Origin of the sequence: Enterococcus sp. DIV1283b (genome assembly GCF_051710965.1) — a bacterium.
In the GTDB taxonomy this organism is placed as follows: domain Bacteria; phylum Bacillota; class Bacilli; order Lactobacillales; family Enterococcaceae; genus Enterococcus_B; species Enterococcus_B lactis.
In genome coordinates this window covers 367,153-386,999 of the sequence record NZ_JBIOLR010000001.1, presented here as the reverse complement: position 1 = coordinate 386,999, position 19,847 = coordinate 367,153, and the positions used below count along the sequence as shown (strand labels likewise).

19 protein-coding genes are annotated in these 19,847 nt (G+C 39.6%); 3 read left to right on the top strand and 16 right to left on the bottom strand.

The window, feature by feature from the left end; genetic code table 11:
* Nucleotides 1–15: 15 nt before the first annotated feature.
* From IGJ53_RS01865 to dhaM, 6 genes are all read right to left on the bottom strand, one after another.
* On the bottom strand, nt 16–1,377 hold the full coding sequence (locus tag IGJ53_RS01865; RefSeq protein ID WP_259742107.1) for an Mbeg1-like protein: 1,362 nt from the start codon (nt 1,375–1,377) through the stop codon (nt 16–18).
* Nucleotides 1,377–1,898 (bottom strand): hypothetical protein, encoded by a 522-nt coding sequence (locus IGJ53_RS01860; RefSeq protein ID WP_259742108.1) that lies wholly within the window; start codon nt 1,896–1,898, stop codon nt 1,377–1,379. The genes IGJ53_RS01865 and IGJ53_RS01860 overlap by 1 nt, the downstream gene beginning before the upstream one ends.
* Before the next feature lie 382 nt (nt 1,899–2,280).
* Entirely contained in the window at nt 2,281–2,940 is a 660-nt protein-coding gene (locus IGJ53_RS01855; protein ID WP_259742109.1) for a glucose-6-phosphate 1-dehydrogenase family protein, read from the bottom strand.
* Nucleotides 2,941–3,067: 127 nt separating this feature from the next.
* The gene (gene dhaL / locus IGJ53_RS01850) at nt 3,068–3,673 is read right to left on the bottom strand and encodes a dihydroxyacetone kinase subunit DhaL (protein WP_259742110.1); all 606 of its coding nucleotides are present in this window, start codon (nt 3,671–3,673) and stop codon (nt 3,068–3,070) included.
* 28 nt (nt 3,674–3,701) lie between these two features.
* Entirely contained in the window at nt 3,702–4,712 is a 1,011-nt protein-coding gene (gene dhaK, locus IGJ53_RS01845; protein WP_179189797.1) for a dihydroxyacetone kinase subunit DhaK, read from the bottom strand.
* A complete protein-coding gene (dhaM, locus tag IGJ53_RS01840) occupies nt 4,687–5,082 on the bottom strand; it encodes a dihydroxyacetone kinase phosphoryl donor subunit DhaM (protein ID WP_002304157.1) in 396 nt (131 codons plus the stop codon). Before dhaM ends, dhaK begins: the two co-directional genes overlap by 26 nt.
* 152 nt (nt 5,083–5,234) lie before the next feature.
* On the opposite strand from dhaM, the gene IGJ53_RS01835 reads away from it, so the two are divergent.
* Nucleotides 5,235–5,555 (top strand): putative heavy metal-binding protein, encoded by a 321-nt coding sequence (locus tag IGJ53_RS01835; protein ID WP_002292575.1) that lies wholly within the window; start codon nt 5,235–5,237, stop codon nt 5,553–5,555.
* A 110-nt stretch (nt 5,556–5,665) separates the two neighbouring features.
* Here the strand turns inward: IGJ53_RS01835 and IGJ53_RS01830 are convergent, their stop codons facing one another.
* From IGJ53_RS01830 to IGJ53_RS01805, 6 genes are all read right to left on the bottom strand, one after another.
* A complete protein-coding gene (locus IGJ53_RS01830) occupies nt 5,666–6,523 on the bottom strand; it encodes an LPXTG cell wall anchor domain-containing protein (RefSeq protein ID WP_438749410.1) in 858 nt (285 codons plus the stop codon).
* 107 nt (nt 6,524–6,630) lie between these two features.
* On the bottom strand, nt 6,631–7,935 hold the full coding sequence (locus IGJ53_RS01825) for a glycosyltransferase family 2 protein (protein ID WP_259742112.1): 1,305 nt from the start codon (nt 7,933–7,935) through the stop codon (nt 6,631–6,633).
* Entirely contained in the window at nt 7,932–8,441 is a 510-nt protein-coding gene (locus tag IGJ53_RS01820; RefSeq protein WP_010731878.1) for a hypothetical protein, read from the bottom strand. The genes IGJ53_RS01825 and IGJ53_RS01820 overlap by 4 nt, the downstream gene beginning before the upstream one ends.
* 174 nt (nt 8,442–8,615) lie before the next feature.
* Complete coding sequence (locus IGJ53_RS01815) at nt 8,616–10,751, bottom strand: HelD family protein (RefSeq protein ID WP_259742113.1); 2,136 nt, start codon at nt 10,749–10,751, stop codon at nt 8,616–8,618.
* An 82-nt stretch (nt 10,752–10,833) separates the two neighbouring features.
* A complete protein-coding gene (locus IGJ53_RS01810) occupies nt 10,834–12,489 on the bottom strand; it encodes an FAD-dependent oxidoreductase (RefSeq protein WP_438749407.1) in 1,656 nt (551 codons plus the stop codon).
* A gap of 1 nt (nt 12,490) precedes the next feature.
* The gene (locus tag IGJ53_RS01805; RefSeq protein WP_010731875.1) at nt 12,491–12,805 is read right to left on the bottom strand and encodes a rhodanese-like domain-containing protein; all 315 of its coding nucleotides are present in this window, start codon (nt 12,803–12,805) and stop codon (nt 12,491–12,493) included.
* A 169-nt stretch (nt 12,806–12,974) separates the two neighbouring features.
* Here IGJ53_RS01805 and IGJ53_RS01800 point away from each other — a divergent pair, with 169 nt between their 5' ends.
* Together IGJ53_RS01800 and IGJ53_RS01795 are read left to right on the top strand one after the other, a co-directional pair.
* Entirely contained in the window at nt 12,975–13,235 is a 261-nt protein-coding gene (locus tag IGJ53_RS01800) for a metal-sensitive transcriptional regulator (protein ID WP_010731874.1), read from the top strand.
* A 13-nt stretch (nt 13,236–13,248) separates the two neighbouring features.
* A complete protein-coding gene (locus tag IGJ53_RS01795; RefSeq protein ID WP_010731873.1) occupies nt 13,249–13,563 on the top strand; it encodes a DsrE family protein in 315 nt (104 codons plus the stop codon).
* A gap of 650 nt (nt 13,564–14,213) precedes the next feature.
* Here IGJ53_RS01795 and IGJ53_RS01790 read toward each other — a convergent pair.
* From IGJ53_RS01790 to glpO, 4 genes are all read right to left on the bottom strand, one after another.
* Nucleotides 14,214–14,768 carry a CDP-alcohol phosphatidyltransferase family protein gene (locus IGJ53_RS01790; RefSeq protein ID WP_010731872.1) on the bottom strand — a complete coding sequence of 185 codons (555 nt, stop codon included), beginning with the start codon at nt 14,766–14,768 and terminating at the stop codon, nt 14,214–14,216.
* 120 nt (nt 14,769–14,888) lie between these two features.
* The gene (locus IGJ53_RS01785) at nt 14,889–16,817 is read right to left on the bottom strand and encodes an endonuclease MutS2 (protein ID WP_010731871.1); all 1,929 of its coding nucleotides are present in this window, start codon (nt 16,815–16,817) and stop codon (nt 14,889–14,891) included.
* 482 nt (nt 16,818–17,299) lie between these two features.
* Entirely contained in the window at nt 17,300–18,016 is a 717-nt protein-coding gene (locus IGJ53_RS01780) for an MIP/aquaporin family protein (RefSeq protein ID WP_002292560.1), read from the bottom strand.
* Nucleotides 18,017–19,840 (bottom strand): type 1 glycerol-3-phosphate oxidase, encoded by a 1,824-nt coding sequence (gene glpO, locus IGJ53_RS01775; RefSeq protein WP_010731870.1) that lies wholly within the window; start codon nt 19,838–19,840, stop codon nt 18,017–18,019. It abuts the gene before it with no gap.
* Between the last annotated feature and the right edge of the window lie 7 nt (nt 19,841–19,847).

Genomic DNA, 19,847 nt, shown 5'->3' with positions numbered 1-19,847 from the left:
TCACTACTCCTTGTTTTAAAATAATTGTCGTGCCAAGTCCCGATCACGCTGGACCAGTTCATTGATTTTCGCTTCGATCTCTTTTGCCAAGGTAGAGAATTCTGCTGAAAGCTGCTTGATTTTGAAGATCTTTTCCCGGAATTCCTGCGTAGGTTCATCAACGATCGTCTGCTTTGTACAACCGACTTCTCGCAGGGCATCGAACAGTTCGTTCTGAGACAAAAGGGGTGTCTGTCTGCGGACCATCGCAAGACCATCTGCCCACAGCTGTTCCAAATCACGAATCCCACGCTGGTAAATGACTAGCACTTGTTCCATCGCTTGATCGAAGACGGAAGCCGCGTGTTTCACGATCATCAGCGCCTGTTGGTCGTCTAAATAGATTTGTTCACTAGTCGATAAACCGCCGCTGCTCGCTGTGAATCTTTTCCGCCAAGTCACTAGCTTGGAGAAAGCACTGATTTGTAGTTGGAGCCACTTGTTTTCTTCTTTCAGTTGACTGATCCGTTCTTTCTCCCACTGATTTTTTTCGCCATATGTCTCCATTTGACGAATCATAGCTTTGTTTTTGATGATTTGCTGGGCGAGTAAGGTCTGTTCGAGGGCGATTCCTCCATGTTGGTCGGAATAGATGACGATATCGCCATATTTATCGATGTAATTCCCGTTTTTGTCGAGATTGAACTGATTTAGATCGTGTCCATAGTTTTTCCAGCCGGCGTTGTCGATTTCGAAACTGTGAAATGGCAGTTGCCCTTTCCCGCCAGTCAGCCAGCCGCTAGTCACAATGTCTGATGTGTCATACAGATTGATGATCTGCCCTTCATAATTCTTGAGCTGTTTCTCACTCAGGCCTGGGCCTGCCGCTGCATATGTAAATCCGTGATAGCCTTTTAAAACAGCGACATAGATCGCCTGTGCTCCACCTAAGGAATGACCGGTCGTGGAAATGGTGTAGCCGTCTTTGACAGAATAGGTCTTTTCGATTGCATCGGCATACGCTAAAGCCGACTGGAAGGCGCCGTTGTCGTGTTTGTCCTCGAAGCCGACTTCTCGGATGTTCGTTTTCCAGTCCTGCCAACTTTTGGTACCTGCGTAGGCGATAGTCAGGTCTTTTTTGATGACGGATTTGGGGTAGCCGGAAATTTGCTGTAATTGATTTTGCTTCTTACTTTTATATTCATCTTTGATTTCAGCCACGACCATGGCTTGCATACCGTTTTTCTTTGGTGTTTTTTCTTTTCCAATCGTATGTTTGTCGGTGTTTACCATATCAAGAATTAAATATTCGTTTTTCACGCCAAATCTATCCAGCTTTTTTATATTTCCTACTTCTACTTGATAAACTGTTTCTGAAAAAACTCGATTCTGATCCATCAGTCGATCCCCCCATCATAGAATGTGACGATATTCATGAGTATGCTCATATTGGTCTCTTGGTCTTTTCTACTGAGATAATGATCTTGCCCTTGTTTTTCTATACCACTATCAATCCTATAGATCCACTGACCTGTTTCTGCAGACTTTACTCCTAATGTCGCAGTGTGGGAAAGCAGGTTATTGATTTCGAAGTGTACCTCTAAAGATTTCATAGGGGTTACAGAGAAACCTGTAAATTCTATTTTCTCAATATCCATATACTCAGTTATAGAATCTAATCTTTCAAAAAATTCCTGTTCAGTCATGTCTCCTTTACCTTGATTAAATTCTTTGAAGATTTCCTTTTCTCGCTTTTCATCCACTGTTGAAATCTCATAATGATTATACAAATAATCGGCCAAATCGGTTTGGATGGTACGCAGTTCTTCATTGTCTTTTTCTCTTTTATCCATCAATATTTTCCCTCCTATACTCAGTGCAATGACAACTATGAGTCCTCTGAAAATGATTTTTTTCATGCTTGCTCCTTCTTACTTCTCTCCACAAAGAAAACGCTTTAAATGGATTTTACCATAGACCTATCAGTGAAAAAAGAAGCCTTTTTCTTACTTTTCCTTGTTTGATAACTAAATGAATATTTTTTCATTTTTTCTGTTATGTAATTCGAAACACATATACAAAAGAATGAGCGGGACACAAGCAATCGTTGTTTTTTAGAGATCGTTAACCGTTATGTTTTTAGATTTGTTTAAATTTTTATTCTGATTTGGCTGATGGAAAAACCAAACAGACACCTGCGAAAAAAATGATTTTTTCGCAGGTGTCTGTTTATGTTGCCTCATGAGAGCAGTGGATTCGATGATGTGCCATCTATTTAGTACGCAACACAAATCAGCTTTTTCATAACTTCTTTTTTATCGCGTGATACAATGGCGCTAGTTCTTTGAGCGCCTCAGCAGTTTTCTCTTCGATGTTTGTGTATTCATTTGGAGAAAAAAACAGTTTGCCAAGTTGGAAGGTTCGATCGCCCATTATTTCTCGCAGCTCTTCTTGCTTGCTCTTATCTGATAAATAAACGGATAAAGGCAAATGATCTTCCAGCTCATTTTCAGGCTGAGGCCAGATATAATATTCTTCAATCGCTACCTGGGTACTCCATTCCTGCAGTAAAGATAGCAATTGATTGTATCCTTCAACGCTTCCTTCTCTCGTGTCACTTTTATAGTGCTGATACATCAAATAGATTTGGTATTGTTTTTGATTCAACAAAACTGCTAAACACGCATTCTCGTTTTGCCGATTTTCACTTCGATAAGCACTCCAAAAATGACTGCGTAAATTCCAGCCATTCGTCCAGCTTTCGATTTTAGGTTTGCTCATGCCATACGTATCAGGCAAAAGTGCAGCTGTCTGGAGCTGGATCTCTTTCCATTTTTGCCAACGTGCCTTGTATTCTTGTTTGATTTGTTCGACTTCATCTGGTGTATGTATTTCTTTGAGTTGTTTGAATGCATAATTGTCTCTGTCAAATAACTGATAGTCCTCTTTCATTAGATCCATTTTGTTCCCTCTTTTCTTTTTTATTTTAACTATCTTATTTAAAAGAAACAACTGTAAAAAAGCTGAATCGAAAAAGCAACTGCTTGCTTTTCGATTTCAGCCTCTGTTTCCATTTATACAGGAACGGTCATGAAGTTTTGACCACATTGAGTAGTGTCGTAAATAAAATGGCACTGGAAGCAGCTCCCGGGTCGATATGTCCGATTGCACGCTCTCCTAGATAGGAAGCTCGTCCTTTTTTAGCTACCAAGTCTTTGGTGTGTTCTTTTGCCTGGTCAATGATTTCTTTTGTTAGATTCCCTGCTTTCAACGCCTCTGTAACTGGTAGCCAAACATCTAACATCGTTTTATCGTCAGCTTCTGCCTTTCCTCGGCTTTGAATACCCGCTGTTCCCTGCTCGATCACTTCTCCTAATTTTTCTTGAGAATCAATAGAATCGACCTCTTTTGTCGCTTTCATCATGTTCATGAATGCAGATCCGTATAACGGACCAGAAGCCCCACCGACTTTCGATATCATCGCCATAGAGAATACTTTGAATGTATCACTAATTGTTTCAGGATGATCGGTTTGAAAAGCTTCTTCATAAGCTGAAACCCCTCTTCCCATATTATTTCCGTGGTCTCCATCGCCAATCGGGGTATCTAGATCACTGAGATGTTGTTTGTTCTGATTGATTGCCTCTACAAATTGCGAGAGCCATTCTTGGATTTCTTGAACGGTTAGTTTCATATTATCACCCTTTTATCTTGAGATTGTCTTACCATGAAATCGTCTGTACATTGCTTTCTAAAGAATCTTTCCATTGTGTCTCCGTCAAGTCGATCAGCGTCAGAGAAAGGCCTTGCATATCTAGTGAGGTCATAAAATTACCGACTTTTCGGAAAACTACATTGACGCCTCTTTCTTCCAACAGAGCTAAAACATCATTCATGAATACGAACTGTTCCATCAAAGGCGTCCCGCCCATTCCGTTGACTAATACACCTGCTTCTTTTGGCAAATTCGAGTAATCATCTAAAATCTTAGTAACCAGTTCCTTTGCCAGTACTTTAGAAGGCTGCATCTTTTCTCGACGATAGCCTGGCTCACCGTGGATACCAACACCATACTCGATCTCATCTTCTCCTAGTTCGAATCCTGGTTTCCCTACTTCTGGTACAGTTGCTGCTCGAAGCGCTACACCGATCGTTTTAGTTGCCTGTACGACCTTTTCTCCCAATTCTTTCAACTCTGCTAGGGAAGCACCGTTTCTTGCTGCATCGCCCACGATTTTGTGTACAAGGACAGTACCCGCAACTCCGCGTTTTCCAGCAGTATACGTACTATTTTCAACGGCGATATCATCATCTACGATCACACTTTCTACTTCAATATCGTCCATAGCAGCTAGTTCCTTTGCCATATCGAAGTTCAATGCATCACCTGTATAATTCTTAACGATCAGTAAAACTCCTTTTCCACTATCCGCTTCCTTGATAGCCGTTTGAATCTGATCTGGAGTTGGAGAAGTAAACACATCACCAAGCACCGCTGCACTTAACATTCCTTCCCCTACAAACCCGGCATGGGATGGTTCATGTCCGCTTCCTCCACCAGAAACCAAACCAACTTGTTCCGCTTTCTGATTCTTGGCTACAACACGGGAAGATTCTACACGATGAACAAGTTCTGGATAGCTTTTTACTAATCCTTCCAGCATTTCTTCGACAATATTGCTTGGATCATTCATGATTTTTTTCAATTTATTCCCATCCTTTCTTTCCGGCATTTTGTGCTTCTGTTAAGATTTGCTGAGTATCATCCGTTATACCGGCAGTGATGGCTGCTGCAAAAGCTCCTTCCACTAAAGGCGCATCCACCAGATGATAACGTTGCTGCTGTTCTTCTTCCAACATGTCTTTTGCCAGTTCCGAATTCAATACCGCGCTGCCGATATCCGCAAAAACAAAATAACTAGCTGCATCACTTGATTCATTGACAGCTTCTACGATTTTCATCGGGTCTGATCCAATCTCGCCATTTATTCCGCCGAGAGAAAAGATCTGCACCTCTTCGGATTTTTGCATCTGCTCAATCATTTCTTTAATACCATCTGTTACTTTTTGACTATGAGAAATAAGCAAAATACTCTTTTTCACAAGAATCTTCCTTTCTTTTACATAGTTGCTAACGATTGGTTTCGCTTTCATTAATGAACAATTCAAGTATATAATAAATTCCTAATTTTGGGAAAATATGTGTTGCGCATCTTGAACTTTGTTATACTTTTATTAAAGAGAGGAGTGATCGAATGATTACAACAACCACGAATAGTGTGGAAGGAAAAACCGTAGTAGCTTATAAAGGAATCGTTTTTGGTGAAGTTATTACTGGGATCAATGTATTGAAAGATTTTGGGGCTGGTTTGCGAAACGTCTTCGGCGGCCGTTCAAAAAGTTATGAAAATGAACTAATGGGCGCAAGAGAAGAAGCCCTTGCGGAAATGGCCGAACGTGCAAAAGCATTAGGAGCTGATGCAATCATCGGCGTAAAAATGGACTACGAAGTATTAGGCAGCGACAATGGCATGCTGATGGTCACATGTAGTGGAACAGCTGTCTCCACAAGATAAGTAGGAATAGCTGTCTGAATAAATAAAAAGAGATGGGACATGTAGTGGGACCCAAGAGTTAGATTTTTCAGTCTAACTTCGAGGTTCACTACCTTCCCATTCTCTCTTTTTTATTTCTTTTTGCGAATGATTCCGTAAGCTGCTGCAACTAGCACACCTGTGCCTACGAAGGAATAATTGACAGAAGCTGTTTTTTCATTTGTTTTTGGTAAAGTCTGACTTGTTGATTCGGATGGCTCTGTCGTTTGATGAACTGTTTCTGTCGTGGTTCCAGAGGCCACTGATTTTTCTCCTGCCGAATGCAAAATATCTTTTATTCGTTGGAAACTAGCTGCTAAGTCTGCTTTTTTTGCTTCAAAATCATTAGCAACTGTTTGCGCTTCGCTGATCTTTCCATGGATCGCTTGACTGGCCGCTGTGATATCCGCTTGAGTTTGACTTAGCTTTCCAGAAGCTGTTTGAGCAACCTGATCTAATTGTTGATTGAATTCTTTTGCTTGTTGGATCTTCCCGTCAAGATCTGTTTGGACAGCTTCCGCTTTTGCTTTCGCTTCGGCAAGCTTTTTCTCAAGTTGTGCACGGTCATTTCCCGCTTTATTTTTAAGATCAGCTAAATCTTGATCGATTGCTGCTTGGTCTTCTTTCAATTTGTTTTTTGCAGCCTCTAATGCTTCTTCGAGTTCTTTTCTTTTATTTTCCAAGTCTTGCAAATGATCGATTGGATCAGAAGAGGTAGAACTATTCGTTGATGTATCTTCTGAAGACGAAATCGTTTCTCCTGAATTATCTGTCGGTACATTGGAAGTCATTTCTGTTTCCGAGGTTCCGTTTTCAGCATCAGAAGAGCTTATAGTTGTTGAAGGCTCTGTTTGAGCAGGTTCAGAAGTTTCTGCAAAAGCCGTGTGTCCGAAGAAGAAAATACCGGAAACAGCAATCGGCCATATTAACGGCTTCATTCTTTTTTTCATCACTTTCCCCATCCTTACTACTTTTTAACTAATTTCTTATTATAAGCAAAAATGACTGGAAGAACCATAAACACAACAGGCTGTTTGTCTAAAAAGCGGTGCATCTTTTATTTTTTTGTACGTTCCGGACTTTTCCATGTCCCGCTTCCATAACCTAAAATCGTTTTGACTGCTGGAATGAAAGTCGTCACGATTGTTATCGCGTTCACTATCCAGAACAAAAGCATATATAGTGGTGCGAAAAGAAGATATTTCAATTTTCTTCGTCGATCATCTACAATCAGCGAAGCTAGCAACTGGAAAAATCCTGCGACCATTTCAAAGCAGATGAACACAAAACTGAATGTAAAAGTGACATAGATCTGTTCATAGTTTCCTTGGTACACATAATGCCCAATCAATCCAATAAAAAGAACCATAGAAATACAAAAGAATATTGACCAGACAATGCTCAATGTTTGATCAATGAAGATGATTGTTCTTCCGATATGTTTAAAAGGGTGGAGCATCACTTTTTTGAAATTCGTCAGCCAGACTTCTGTTCCACCTTTTGCCCAACGTTTTCTTTGTCGATATAGCATCTTCAACGTCACAGGTACTTCCATGAAAAAGATGATCCCAGGAGCAAAAACAGATACCCAGCCATTCAACTGATGATCCCACGCAATACTGATGTCTTCTGTCGCTCGATCTTGTCTGAATCCGCCCACATCGATCAAGGCTGCTTTTCGATACATCGTATTTGCCCCACTGTACGCATAAAGACCACCGAAAACAGCTGACTGTGTTCGTTTGATGATACCAACGATACTTGAGAATTCAACCGTTTGCGATTTTGCAATCAACTTTGTACGATTTTGGACATCCATATTTGCAGTGACCGCAGCAATATGTCTTGCACCAGGGCGAATGAAATAATTCACATACCTGTTCAGTGCATCTGGCTCCGGTACCGTATCTGCATCATTACTTAAAATCAATTTCCCTTTTGCAAAGGCAAGTCCGATATTAAACGCATGGGCTTTCCCTTTATTTTTTTCGATCCGAACCACACGAAGATTAGCGTATTTTTTCATCAGTCTGGCTAATATTTCTGGTGTTTGGTCCGTTGAACCATCATCGGTCACTAATACTTCATAGTTGTGATAATTCAATTTCGTCATCAAATACTCGATCGTATCTTCGATCACGATCTCTTCATTATGGGCTGGCACCATGATCGTAATGAACGGTTCGACACCCGATGGAACATCTACCCATTCTTTTTGTTTATGTTTGTATAAAAAAACATAACACCAGACTCCAATAAACCATGCAAATCCGCCTAAAATCGGGTAAGAAACGAGAAAAAAATACATGATAGACAAACAAGTATCTAGGAATTGATTACCTGTATGAGTGATTGAGGTCATTTCAGTTCCACCCCATTTTCTTTATACAAATCTGCAATGAGTGTCGTATCTAGATTTTTCTCTTCGGAGACAGAATAAAAACGGACCGTTTCTCTCTCTTCTTTTGTTCCAAAACGTTCCGTATACATTTCTTCAAGTAATTCTTGTCTTTTTTCCAATTCTTCATCTTCATATTCAAAAGACTTATTTACTTTTCTATACAAATTTCGATTGTTCCATCTAGTCAACACAAATGAGATAATCAGGAAGCTGAAAAAGATCAATGCAAAAAAGCCGATGAAGAAATACAGCATTTTCTTTTCCAATAAAAAAGCGTACAAGTAAAAATTCTTGGCTCTTTCTGGTCTCGTTAATGGGAAAAACACCCATATAAAAGGAAGAACAACGATCATCCAACCGAAAAGAGCCACTAGCGTTTGCCAAATTTTTAACCAATAATTACCTTTTGAAAAATACTTATCTTTCACCAAAATCGATGCAACTTCTTCTCTTGTTACTTTTTTCATATCCTCACCTCACATTTTTTGTTACGACGTAGGAGTTTACCATACTTTTCATTTCTTTTCACATAAAGTGTTCCTAAATTTTTCCTAAGAAAAAGAACAAAACATCTCTCATCGGCAAATGAAAAATATTTTGTTCTTTTTATCAGTTATTCTTTTTATTTTTTTATCTCTTAATTATGTTTCTCTTTCCAATACGACAATGCTTTTCATTCCTCTAGATATCGCCGTGTACATTTGTCTGCGTCTTCTTTGCTCATCTCTATCGTTTTCAAATGGATACAAGATTACATGATCAAATTCCAGTCCTTTTGCTAGACTCAAAGGGATGATCTGGCAGTTTTTTAATCCATATGAACTTTTTTTAATCGATTCTTGCAGCGTTTGGTTTTCCTTTTCTGTTTGGGTAATAATTGCCGCTTTTTCTCCTTTTAGAGAATCCAAAATCTCATCTAATATTTCCAACAATTCTTCAGAGGATCGAAAAGAGCGGTATTCGGGTTCTTTTCCTTGCGGTCGGATCGATACGATGTCGATCTTCTCTTGATCCACAGCATAGGTTTTGAAAAGCTCTGTGATTGCTCCGCTAGAACGGTAACTATTTCTAAGATCATACCGATGGATTGGCAGATGGTAGTCGTCGAAACAACGCATAATATCAGCAAAAGTAGTGGAAGAATTAAAGATTGCTTGATTCTCGTCACCTACTAAAGTAAAGTGAGTTTTTGGAAATAATTCGATCAATAGACCTAATTGTGCCAAGGTATAATCTTGTACTTCATCAATCAATAGATAGCGAAACGCTGGTACATTTACCTTTTCAACAAGCAAATGATGAATAGCTAATAAAATGACTGCTTCATCAACAGTACGTGTGTGTTGCCAAACATAAGCTGAGCCATAGCGTTTTTCATAAATTCTTTCAAACAATCGGTGCTCATCCACCCATGCCATTTCTTCGATCTGTCTGGTTATTTTTCGATAGTTTTTTTGTAAAAGTTTCCTTGCATAAGCTGCGATACTTTGTTCCGAATCATCAGAAATCAATTCACCGAATAATTTCAACTGTCTATCTTCTGTCAACGAGAGTACCTGATTCTGCACAGCAGGACTTTTTGCTTGTTTCAAAAGATGATTCTTCCATTCGCTCATCAGTGCCTTTTTCGTTGCTTGAAGCCTATCGGTCAATTTAGGATGAGCAGGGACTTTCTCATATATTTTTTCGATCGTTTTTTTAGAAAGAACTGTTTTTCCATTTTTAGTAAGTCCACGGATAAAATCAGGATGATCTAGAAACAAAAGATCGGATTCTTTTAGATCATCGATATATTCTTTACTACGCAAATGTTCTGCTTGCTCTGATACATTTTCTTTCGTGATACGTTTGAAATAAGCTTCTTCACCTTCTATTTCCTCTGCTGAAAGCTGTGAAACCAGCTGCAAGATGGTTAGATTCAGTGGATTTCTTTCGCCTAATGATGGTAGGACATTCGAAATATAGTCAATGAACCGATGATTAGGCGATAGAATCAGCAAGTCATCAGATGTCATCGTATCTCGATATAAATAGAGCAGATACGCAATACGCTGCATGATAGCAGAGGTTTTACCACTTCCTGCTACGCCATTTACCAAGATATTTTGACTTTTCACATCCCGAATGATTGTGTTTTGTTCCGATTGGATCGTAGCAGTGATAGCCTTCATTTCATTGGTCTCATCTTGACCTAACACTTCTAATAGCACATCGTCTTGGATAGCTACAGACGTATCAAAAAACTTGACCAAACGATCTCTTTCCAAAATAAATTGTCGTCTTTCTTTGATAACCGTATCGATTTTATTTTGACGAACCGTATAAGAAGACGGACCAATCATGTTATTGTAAAAAAGTTCGGCAATTGGCGAACGCCAATCATAAACAAGATTTTCATCTGCATCATCTGTGAAATTTGCTGTACCGATATAAAAGGATTCTTTTGGCTCATTATCCAGAAAATCTACAACGACTTTTCCAAAGTAGGGACTTTTCAATAAACGTTCGATCTTTGCCAGCTGATTTTCTGCGTTTTTCTGTTTGATATTCATCTGATCGATTTCTCTATTTTTCATTTCAATCATCGAAAAAGTATCCAGATTATCTAAGTAACTGTCAAAATTCAATCGAAGCTCGCCAGCCATTTCTTTCAACGACTGGTTTCCTTCTATTTTTGCCGTATCCATCGATTCACGCAGTTCGTTTTTTTTATCGATTAACTTTTGATACACGTTCTTCAGATATGCTTCTTCTAACTGCTTTTGTGTGTTGACCATACACATTCTCCTCTTTTTTTAAAGTGGTGGAACCGATTAGTTTACCTCTTTTAAGAGTCGAATGCAAGCTTTTTAACGAGTATCATTTGTTAGGATATATCAGTTCTTCAGGTCGGACAGTTTGATATAAAGAAAATGCACCATCAAGGTTTTTTACGTGGTAGCCAGACTGCTTCAAGATTCTTTCCGCTAGATAGCTACGTAATCCGCTATGACAGCTGACGATATATTCTTGTTGGCTGTCTAATTCATTTAATCGGTCCCGAAGTTCATTCAAAGGGATATGTTTGGCTTCCTTGAATTTGCCCTTTTCCAATTCTTCTGCTGTTCGCACATCTAATAAAATTTTTCCTTTTGCTAATTCTGTCGGCAATTCATGCCATTGTACGGTTTCACTAAGCCCTTCTGCAATGTTCATTGCTGCATATCCTAGCATGTTTACTGGATCTTTGGCTGAGCCAAATGGCGGTGCATACGTCAATTCTAACTCCGGCAAATCGAAGATCGTCAAATGCCCTTTGATTGCTGTTGCTAAAATATCGATCCGTTTATCCACACCTTTTGCCCCAACACCTTGTGCACCATAAATCTCGCCAGTCTCTGGATGGAAGATCAACTTCAGTAAAATATCTGTTGCTTCTGGATAATAGCTTGCATGATCTTTTCCTGACACATGAACGACTTCAAAAGACAGCTCGTTTTCTTTGGCTGTTCTTTCACTTAATCCGGTGGATGCGGCGGTCATTCCAAATGTTCGTATAATTGCTGTTCCAATACTGCCTTGATTTCTTCGAGAAATTCCGGAAATCGTGTCTGCAACTTGTCTACCTTGACGATTGGCTGGTGAAGCAAGAGAAATAAGTGCATCTTTTCCAGTGATTTGCTGTTTTACAACGATAGCATCCCCCACCGCATAAATATCAGGAATATTCGTTTGATAACGTTCGTCTACTAGGATACCCCCGCGTATGCCTAATTCGATTCCAGCGGTCACTGCTAACTGGTTATCAGGACGAACACCAATGGATAAAATAACTAAATCAGCAGGAATGGTACGCCCGTCATCCAGTCGCAATCGTTTCCCGTGGTCTTCAAATCCAGCGACAGCATGAGAAGTAATCACTTCTACTCCTTGATGAGATAATTCTTTTTCTATAAAAGCTGCCATTTCTTCATCTAGTGTCGGAAGAATATGCGGCGCTTGTTCGATCACCATGACTTCTAAACCTCTTTTTTTTAGGTTTTCTGCCATTTCCAATCCGATGAATCCTGCACCAACGATCACGGCACGCTTTGGCTGTTTTTCTAACGCATGCATCACTTTATCGATGTCTGGTACATTTCTAATAGAAAAAACATTGTTGGCTTCTGTTATCCCTGGAATCGACGGAACAACTGGTTTTGCGCCAGGAGATAAAACCAATACATCGTACTGTTCCAAGTGTTTTTGACCTCCATGTACGACTTCTACCGTTTTGTTTTCAGGAAAGATAGCTGTCACTTCATGATTTGGACGCACATCTAAACAAAAACGAGCAGTTAATAATTCTGGCGTTTGGACAAGGAGATTTTCCCGGTCACTGATTTCACCCGAAAGATAATAAGGCAAGCCGCAATTTGCAAAAGAAACATACGGCCCTTTTTCAAAAACAACGATTTCTGCATCTTCCATTAACCGGCGAAGCCGTGTAGCAGCAGACATCCCACCCGCTACACCTCCGACAATAACGATTTTCATCTTATTTCCCTCCTACTGTTCGATCAAACCATTGATTCATACCGCCACGTACATTCACTACATCATAACCAGATTTCTTTAATTCTTTTGCTGCTTGTTTACTCCTCATCCCTGATTGACAAATCACATAAACGGTCTTTTCTTTGTCTCCATCATATCTGTTTATGCTTTGTAATGGAATATTTTTAGCTCCTTTTATATGCCCACCCCGGTATTCTACAGGTGTTCTAACATCAAGTAATACTGGCTTTTCTAAAAGCTTTTCCTTTAATTCTGGGACTGTTATCGATTTTATTGGCTGAAATAACAAACTCATTTTCTGCACCTCGTTTATATTTTATGAATACCTTACGGGGTATATTAAACAGGAGCTTCCTTATTCTGTCAACCAGAATGACTCTTCATTTTTTTTACTGCTTTTTATATTTGCATAAAATACCGATTAGGGGTATTATCGAGTTATAAAAAATAGAGGTGAATGTGCTATGGAGATTGAGAATAAAAATATCCTGAACCGTTTGAAACGTACAGAGGGACAAATTCGTGGTATCCAAAAAATGATCGAAGATGATAAAGAATGTATGGATGTCATCACTCAATTAAGCGCTGTTCGTTCTAGCATTGATCGCGTAATGGGAATGATCGTTGCAGACAATCTGAAAAATTGCTTTGAAAATCCTGATAGTAATCCAGAAGAGCAAGCGGCTAAATTAGAGCAAGCGATCAAGATGATTATTAAAAAGTAAAGGAATGATTTCAATGAAAGTCGTTTTCCATATTGATGAATTAGAAAAATGGTCAGAAACAGGGAAAAACGTAAAAAAACTGATAAAAGCTTCTCCTGAAACGACGATCGTCGTTTCCGTCAACGGCATCGCGATTACCGGTTATCTAGACTCTGCCAATGCAGAATTCTTAGATTTGAAAGAAGTCGTTTTTCACGCTTGCGCGAATGCTATGCGTGCTAATCATATTTCAGAAAGTTCTTTACCTGAACAAGTAATCGTTGTACCAGCAGGTGTACTTGATTTAGTTGAACTGCAATCCCAAGGTTATGCTTATATCAAGCCTTAGTCAGTAGAGGTTGTGACAGAAGTGATCAGCTTCAAGAAATAAGAAGGAATTGACGAAAATTGCTTCTCAAATTTTTGTAACATTTCGGCTTATTTTTCGAAGAAGCTACTTCTGGAACACCGTGAATCAGAGGTTGTGAAATCAGCGGTTTGACCTGAGCATTAGAGAAAAAAACGGGAAAATAGCTCCTCATATTTTGCCGTTTTTTGAGCTAATACCGAAGGTCAGCTGATTGAACACTGTTTAAGGAAGAGGTTGTGAAAAAGCTGTCCTGCATCAAGTAATAAGAACAGCCAAACAAAAATAGCTCCTCCTATTTTTCGTTTGGTTGGGCTTATTACCGCAGATGCAAGCTTTTGAACACCGTTTAAGGAAGAGGTTGTGAAAAAGTCGCTTAGTTTCGAGTATTAAGAAAAATTTTGTGAAAATGGCTTTCCACATTTTTGCATAAATTTGGCTTAATACCGAGAAACTGGCTTTTGAACACCGTTTACCCAGAGGTTGTGAGCCTACCATTTAACTCCGAGTTACAAGAAATAATTTTAAAAACAACTTCTCATATTTTTGGTTTGGTTGGCTTATTATCGAGAAGTAGCTATTGGGAGTCTATTTATCAAAAAAAGGAGTGCGACATAGGTCACACCCCTTCTTTATTTTCTTTGAAACATCTTTCGGTACTCGATAGCATACAAGATAAAAGATTGTAAAAGACCGTAAGTGATGACGGCAAAAATGACTCTCACCCACAGCGTTGGTAATTCTGGGAAAAGCAGCAAAAGGATCATGCCAACATAGATGACAGCAGTCGCTACTTTGCCATACCACTTCGCACCACTTAATTTGATATTTTTAGATAGCCCGATTAATCCAGCTACAAACATAAAGCCTTCTTTTATCAGGAATAGACCAAACAACAGCCAAAGCCACGGTCGATACCATGCCATAGACAAAATCAGGAAAAGTTGTGTCAATTTATCTGCAAACGGATCAAGCACCTTCCCTAAGTCTGTTACCTGATTATATCTCCGAGCAATGACCCCATCTAAATAATCAGACAAGCCTGAGACAACAATAACTGCTCCTGCTACATAAAACGACTGTCTCAGCACAAAATAAAGATAAATCGGCAGCAAGAGAATACGGAATATCGATAAAAGATTCGGAATCGTTTGGATTTCTTTACGCCAGTTTGTGCTTATTTTCATTTGACCGTCCCACCTCCTCAGCACTCTTTTTTTTATTTTAGCTTACATAGAGAATAAAACCAATGATTTTACTGCTGTCATTTTTTACAATCACTGATCATATGAGTTGGTCTGAAATACTCACTTGCTGTTTTCATCTTTTGCTCTTCTTTCTTCCTGTCGTTTACGCATTTCTTTTACTAACGCTTTATGGGCTTTTTTTGATCCTCGCTCTAGGTCACGCTGCTGTTTTCGTGTTTTAAAATCGATAAACAGACTGTCTAAATCGTAACCTGTCGGGTACAGATTTTCTGCTGAACGCACCAGACGAACACGCTGACGAGGCACATGGATCATTTCTTTTTCTAAATATACGGCAATCGTATCTTCACCTATATCCTCATAAACTAATGCTTCTTTTTGGTATTCATTCACAAATATTCGATCGCCTTTTGCAAAGAGCTGGCGTTCTTTTTTATTGTCCTCCCTAGTTATAACTGCTGTCTTAGGAGGAAATTCTTTTTTCTGTGTCCGATAGGCTTTTTCCTCCAGATAACGCTCTGCTTGCTGGATCAATTTCATAGACATAGCCATTTTATGTGCAATCCATAAAGCTTGGCTTTCTCCCGTTTCTCCAACACGCAATTGATATTTAGGACGAAGTGCTTCCCGATCGAAAGCCATAGCAGCCGGCACAAAATCTTCATGATCCCTGGCAAATTTCTTAATTTCTCCATAATGGGTCGTGGCAATGATCAATGCCCCCTGCTCATACATAGATTCCATGATCGCAATCGCTAATGCAGCCCCTTCATTTGGCTCTGTTCCACTGCCAATCTCATCCAGAAGTACCAATGCATTCCTTTTTATCTTTTTCAAAATAGCAGCGATGTTTTGCATATGACCAGAAAATGTACTCAACGCATTTTCTAAATTTTGGTGGTCACCGACATCGACGAAAACCTCATCAAAGACAGCAAGCTCCGTCCCTTCTTTTGCCGGAACTTGCATGCCGAACATCGCCATCAAAGTCAATAAACCGACCGTCTTCAACACGACTGTTTTGCCGCCGGCATTTGCTCCGGTAATAATCAAGCCTCGATAGTCTTTACCGATTTCAACATCCAATGGTACCGCATGATCAGGTAAAAATGGATGTCTGCCTTGTTTGATGACGATATGTTCTGATTTATTGATTTTAGGCGTGATCCCATTGATTTCTCGACTGAATTTTGCCCGAGCAAAAATGATATCTAATACCGTCATCGCTTCGATCAATAAGTCGATTGCTTCTTCATTTTCTGCAATAGCACCAGTCAATGCAGCCAGAACTTGATATTCTTCACTGATTTCTTCAGCTTTTAACAACTGATAGTGTTCATTCAGTTTAGAAACCACAGTCGGTTCAATAAAAACCGTCGTTCCTTTGTTCGATTCATCGATGATCGTCCCATCTACTTTATTTTTATAGCTGGCTTTGATAGGAATCGTATAGCATTCACCTTTTTGAACGATTAATGCCTCTTGGATCATTTCTTTGTTTTTCGGATGACGCAAGAATTTCAGCAATTTTGACTGGATTTCTTTTTCTATTATTTGTAATTGTTTGCGTACTTTACGCAAATTACGTGAAGCATCGTCACTGACTTTATTATTTTTTATTTTTTGGTCAATCAACTCTTCTACATTTATCAAATCAGGAAGATGCTTGCTATAAGCAAACAACAAAGGTGCTTGGTATTGATTCTTATCAAAAAACTTTGTGATCATCCGACTGCTTCTTAGAAAATCCGCATATTCGATCAAATCAGCGGGCGACAGAACCAACCCTTTTTTGACTTGTTCTGTCAGTGCATCGATCCTCGGCAATCCCATAAATGGAACATGCTGACTACTTTCTAAGATCAAGCGTGCTTCTCTTGTTTCTTCTTGACGATCCAAGACGGTTTGTAGGTTTGTCGAGGCCGTCATCTTGCTGATTCGTTTTTTGCTATAGTTTCCAATTGCTCTTGCTTGGATTTCCTTTTTGATCTGATCAAATTGTAATTGACTAATCATTTCGTTGTTCATACTCTCTCCTTTTCTTGAAGAGATACCTGTCCCAAAATAAATAAGGGCCTAGAGATAAATAAAAGGATAGAACACAGCTTAAAAAAGTCATGTCCTATCCTCATTAGAATACAAAGATATTGTTTTCCTGACAGGTACCGTTTCATAAGCACACCAAATAAACCTTGTTTATTGGCTATTCGACTTACTGATTAGATACCAGCTACACTCACAAAACATTCCCCATTCTTCTAGGTCTTATTTATTTTCCACTTAACTATAGCAAGACGCATTTTGATTGTCAAACCTTAGAGTAAAACCGTACAAAAAAAGGAACTGTGACAAAAGTCGTGTCAAAGTCCCTCTTTCCGAATAAACGGTGTTCAAAAGCTTGCATCTGCGGTAATAAGCCAAAATTTTACAAAAATTTGAGAAGCAATTTTCGTCAATTCCTTCTTATTTCTTGAAGCTGACCACTTCTGTCACAACCTCTTTTATAAGATTTACACCATTAACGAATAGACACCTACCGCGATAATTGCTCCAATCATTGGGCCTGCAATTGGTACCCATGAATATGCCCAATCTGAAGTTCCTTTATTAGCTATTGGCAATACCGCATGTGCTAATCGAGGACCAAAGTCTCGAGCAGGGTTGATTGCGTATCCTGTTGGTCCTCCTAATGAAAGACCGATGGCTAAGATCAATCCACCTACAGCGAATACGTTCGTTCCAGGTGCAAATTCGTTTTGTCCAAAAGCTAGCAACCCAAGAACTAATACAAATGTACCAATTAATTCTGTGATTACATTTGCTGGATAATTCCGTATAGCAGGACCTGTTGCAAACGTGCCTAAAATCGCACTTTCATCTTTCGTTGCATTCCAATGTGGCAAATAAGAAAGCCAAACAAGAATGGCCCCTGCAAAAGCTCCTAAAACTTGCGCAATGATGAAAGGAACGACAAGATTCCAACTAATTGCCCCTGTCATCGCCATAGCTAGAGAGACTGCAGGATTCAAATGAGCTGGGCCCATGAATCCAGAAATATAGACAGCCATTGTTACAGCGAGTCCCCAACCAAATGCGATGACAATCCAGCCAGAAGCTTGTGCTTTACTTTTGTTTAGATTCACAGCCGCACACACACCATCTCCAAGCAAAACTAGGATCAATGTCCCAATAAACTCCCCCATGATTTGAGTCATATCACTGTTCATTTATTTCTCCCCCTTTAGTTCCCGCAGATCTGATTCTGCGATCAATGCTTCTAAACGTTTAGTCTGTTGCGCCTTCTCCTCTTCTGTCCACCCAAAATACCCAGCAATTGCATCGATCACAGGTTGCTTGATCTCATCCAGCTGATCTCGTTCAAACAACAGATGATTCGTACGACGAATGAGATAATCACCTGGAGCTAAAACCATTTCTTCTTCTAAGCCATAACGTAACCGAGCTGACTCAGCGAGACTCAAGCCAGGATAAGGTGCCATTTCTTTTGCTAATTCAAAGATACGTCGAGCATTAGTCCCGTAAAAATCAGCGATATAAGTAGCATCTTCTTCCTCTAAACCGGCTGCTACTCCTTCTTTTGCTAATTCTGTCACTGTTTCTTCTAATTTCGTTGGATCGAAATTTCCACCTGAAATCTGATATTTTTTAGAGTCGATTTCTTTCGTCTCTATTCCGTATTCTTCTTTTAACAGCTGACGAATCAATCGTAAAGCTCCTTCTGCCATCTTACGGTAATCAGTGATTTTTCCACCTGATAAAGTCAACAAGCCATCTGGTTCTCTTTCTAAAGAACTACCTCTGGAAATCGTAGAAGGTGCTTTTTCGTCGCGGCTGTTTTCCAAATGGTTCAACACATCTTCTACTTCAGCACGAGAAACTTTATTTTCCTTATATTCACTTACTGTATCAACCACTTTATTGAAGCTCTTGTCTGAAATCGATCCATTATCTCCACCATTATAATCAGAACCAGAATTACCAATCAATAGTGGACGAAGTCCTGCCCAGCTTGCTTCGATATCTGCCAATGTGATATTTGCTTCTGGATAGCGATGGTTGATTACATCCAATAGATAATCCACATCTTCTTGTGTGACTTTCGGATCCGTAAAGTCTCCTTGGTAATCCGTATCTGTTGTGCCAAAGTAAGTCTTGTTTTCTCTTGGGATAGCAAAAACCATCCGCCCATCTTGTTTTCCTGTATCGAAGTACGTGGGTTGCGGTACAGGCAGTTTTTTCGCATCTACGACTAAATGGATCCCTTTGGTTGGACGCATTTTAGGAGAGACTGGACGCGTAAAATTCAAGTTCCGTACTTTATCTACCCAAGGACCACTCGTATTGATCACTAGTTTTGCTTTGATCACGATCACTTCATCTGTCAGCAGATCACGAGCTTTGACGCCAACGATTTGATCGCCCTCATATAAGAAGCCAACCGCTTTCATTTTACTTACTAGATAAGCCCCATCTTCTGCAGCTTTTTTGATATTATCGATTACTAAACGGGCATCATTGTTGCGGAAATCCAGATAAACACCTGCACCTTTTAGCCCTTCTTTTTTCAAAAATGGTTCTCTTTCCAATACTTCTTCTGGTGTCAGGGTATAGTTTTCATATTTAGTTCCTGTCACATTTGCCAGTTTGTCGTAAAGGTCCATTGCTACTTTGACGGAGAACATATTGAAGGTTGTTGCTCCTTCATCTTCATAGATTGGTAAAAGCATTGGATCTGGTTTTGGGATGTGTGGGGCAATACCTTGTACGACTGCCCGTTCACCAACTGTGTCAGCTACTACTTCCACATCAAATGTTTTCAGATAACGAATACCGCCATGCACAAGTTTGGTCGAGCGAGAGGACGTCCCTTCTGCAAAATCTTGCATTTCGATCAATCCTGTTTTGATTCCTGATGCTGCTGCTTGGACTGCCACACCGGCACCAGTGATTCCGCCACCGATGATCAATAGATCCAATTCTTCTTGCTGCATTTTTTGAATGCTATCTTGTCTTGTCTTGTTTGAAAACATATGGATT

Excerpts from the sequence above, each read along its gene's own strand:
- IGJ53_RS01865 (WP_259742107.1), bottom strand. The coding sequence starts at position 1,377 with ATGGATCAGAATCGAGTTTTTTCAGAAACAGTTTATCAAGTAGAAGTA.
- IGJ53_RS01830 (WP_438749410.1), bottom strand. The coding sequence starts at position 6,523 with ATGAAAAAAAGAATGAAGCCGTTAATATGGCCGATTGCTGTTTCCGGT.
- IGJ53_RS01855 (WP_259742109.1), bottom strand. The coding sequence starts at position 2,940 with ATGGATCTAATGAAAGAGGACTATCAGTTATTTGACAGAGACAATTAT.
- dhaK (WP_179189797.1), bottom strand. The coding sequence starts at position 4,712 with ATGCCGGAAAGAAAGGATGGGAATAAATTGAAAAAAATCATGAATGAT.
- glpO (WP_010731870.1), bottom strand. The coding sequence starts at position 19,840 with ATGTTTTCAAACAAGACAAGACAAGATAGCATTCAAAAAATGCAGCAA.
- IGJ53_RS01790 (WP_010731872.1), bottom strand. The coding sequence starts at position 14,768 with ATGAAAATAAGCACAAACTGGCGTAAAGAAATCCAAACGATTCCGAAT.
- IGJ53_RS01860 (WP_259742108.1), bottom strand. The coding sequence starts at position 1,898 with ATGAAAAAAATCATTTTCAGAGGACTCATAGTTGTCATTGCACTGAGT.
- IGJ53_RS01825 (WP_259742112.1), bottom strand. The coding sequence starts at position 7,935 with ATGACCTCAATCACTCATACAGGTAATCAATTCCTAGATACTTGTTTG.
- IGJ53_RS01815 (WP_259742113.1), bottom strand. The coding sequence starts at position 10,751 with ATGGTCAACACACAAAAGCAGTTAGAAGAAGCATATCTGAAGAACGTG.
- IGJ53_RS01820 (WP_010731878.1), bottom strand. The coding sequence starts at position 8,441 with ATGAAAAAAGTAACAAGAGAAGAAGTTGCATCGATTTTGGTGAAAGAT.
- IGJ53_RS01805 (WP_010731875.1), bottom strand. The coding sequence starts at position 12,805 with ATGAGTTTGTTATTTCAGCCAATAAAATCGATAACAGTCCCAGAATTA.
- IGJ53_RS01835 (WP_002292575.1), top strand. The coding sequence starts at position 5,235 with ATGATTACAACAACCACGAATAGTGTGGAAGGAAAAACCGTAGTAGCT.
- IGJ53_RS01785 (WP_010731871.1), bottom strand. The coding sequence starts at position 16,817 with ATGAACAACGAAATGATTAGTCAATTACAATTTGATCAGATCAAAAAG.
- dhaL (WP_259742110.1), bottom strand. The coding sequence starts at position 3,673 with ATGAAACTAACCGTTCAAGAAATCCAAGAATGGCTCTCGCAATTTGTA.
- IGJ53_RS01800 (WP_010731874.1), top strand. The coding sequence starts at position 12,975 with ATGGAGATTGAGAATAAAAATATCCTGAACCGTTTGAAACGTACAGAG.
- IGJ53_RS01780 (WP_002292560.1), bottom strand. The coding sequence starts at position 18,016 with ATGAACAGTGATATGACTCAAATCATGGGGGAGTTTATTGGGACATTG.
- IGJ53_RS01795 (WP_010731873.1), top strand. The coding sequence starts at position 13,249 with ATGAAAGTCGTTTTCCATATTGATGAATTAGAAAAATGGTCAGAAACA.
- IGJ53_RS01810 (WP_438749407.1), bottom strand. The coding sequence starts at position 12,489 with ATGAAAATCGTTATTGTCGGAGGTGTAGCGGGTGGGATGTCTGCTGCT.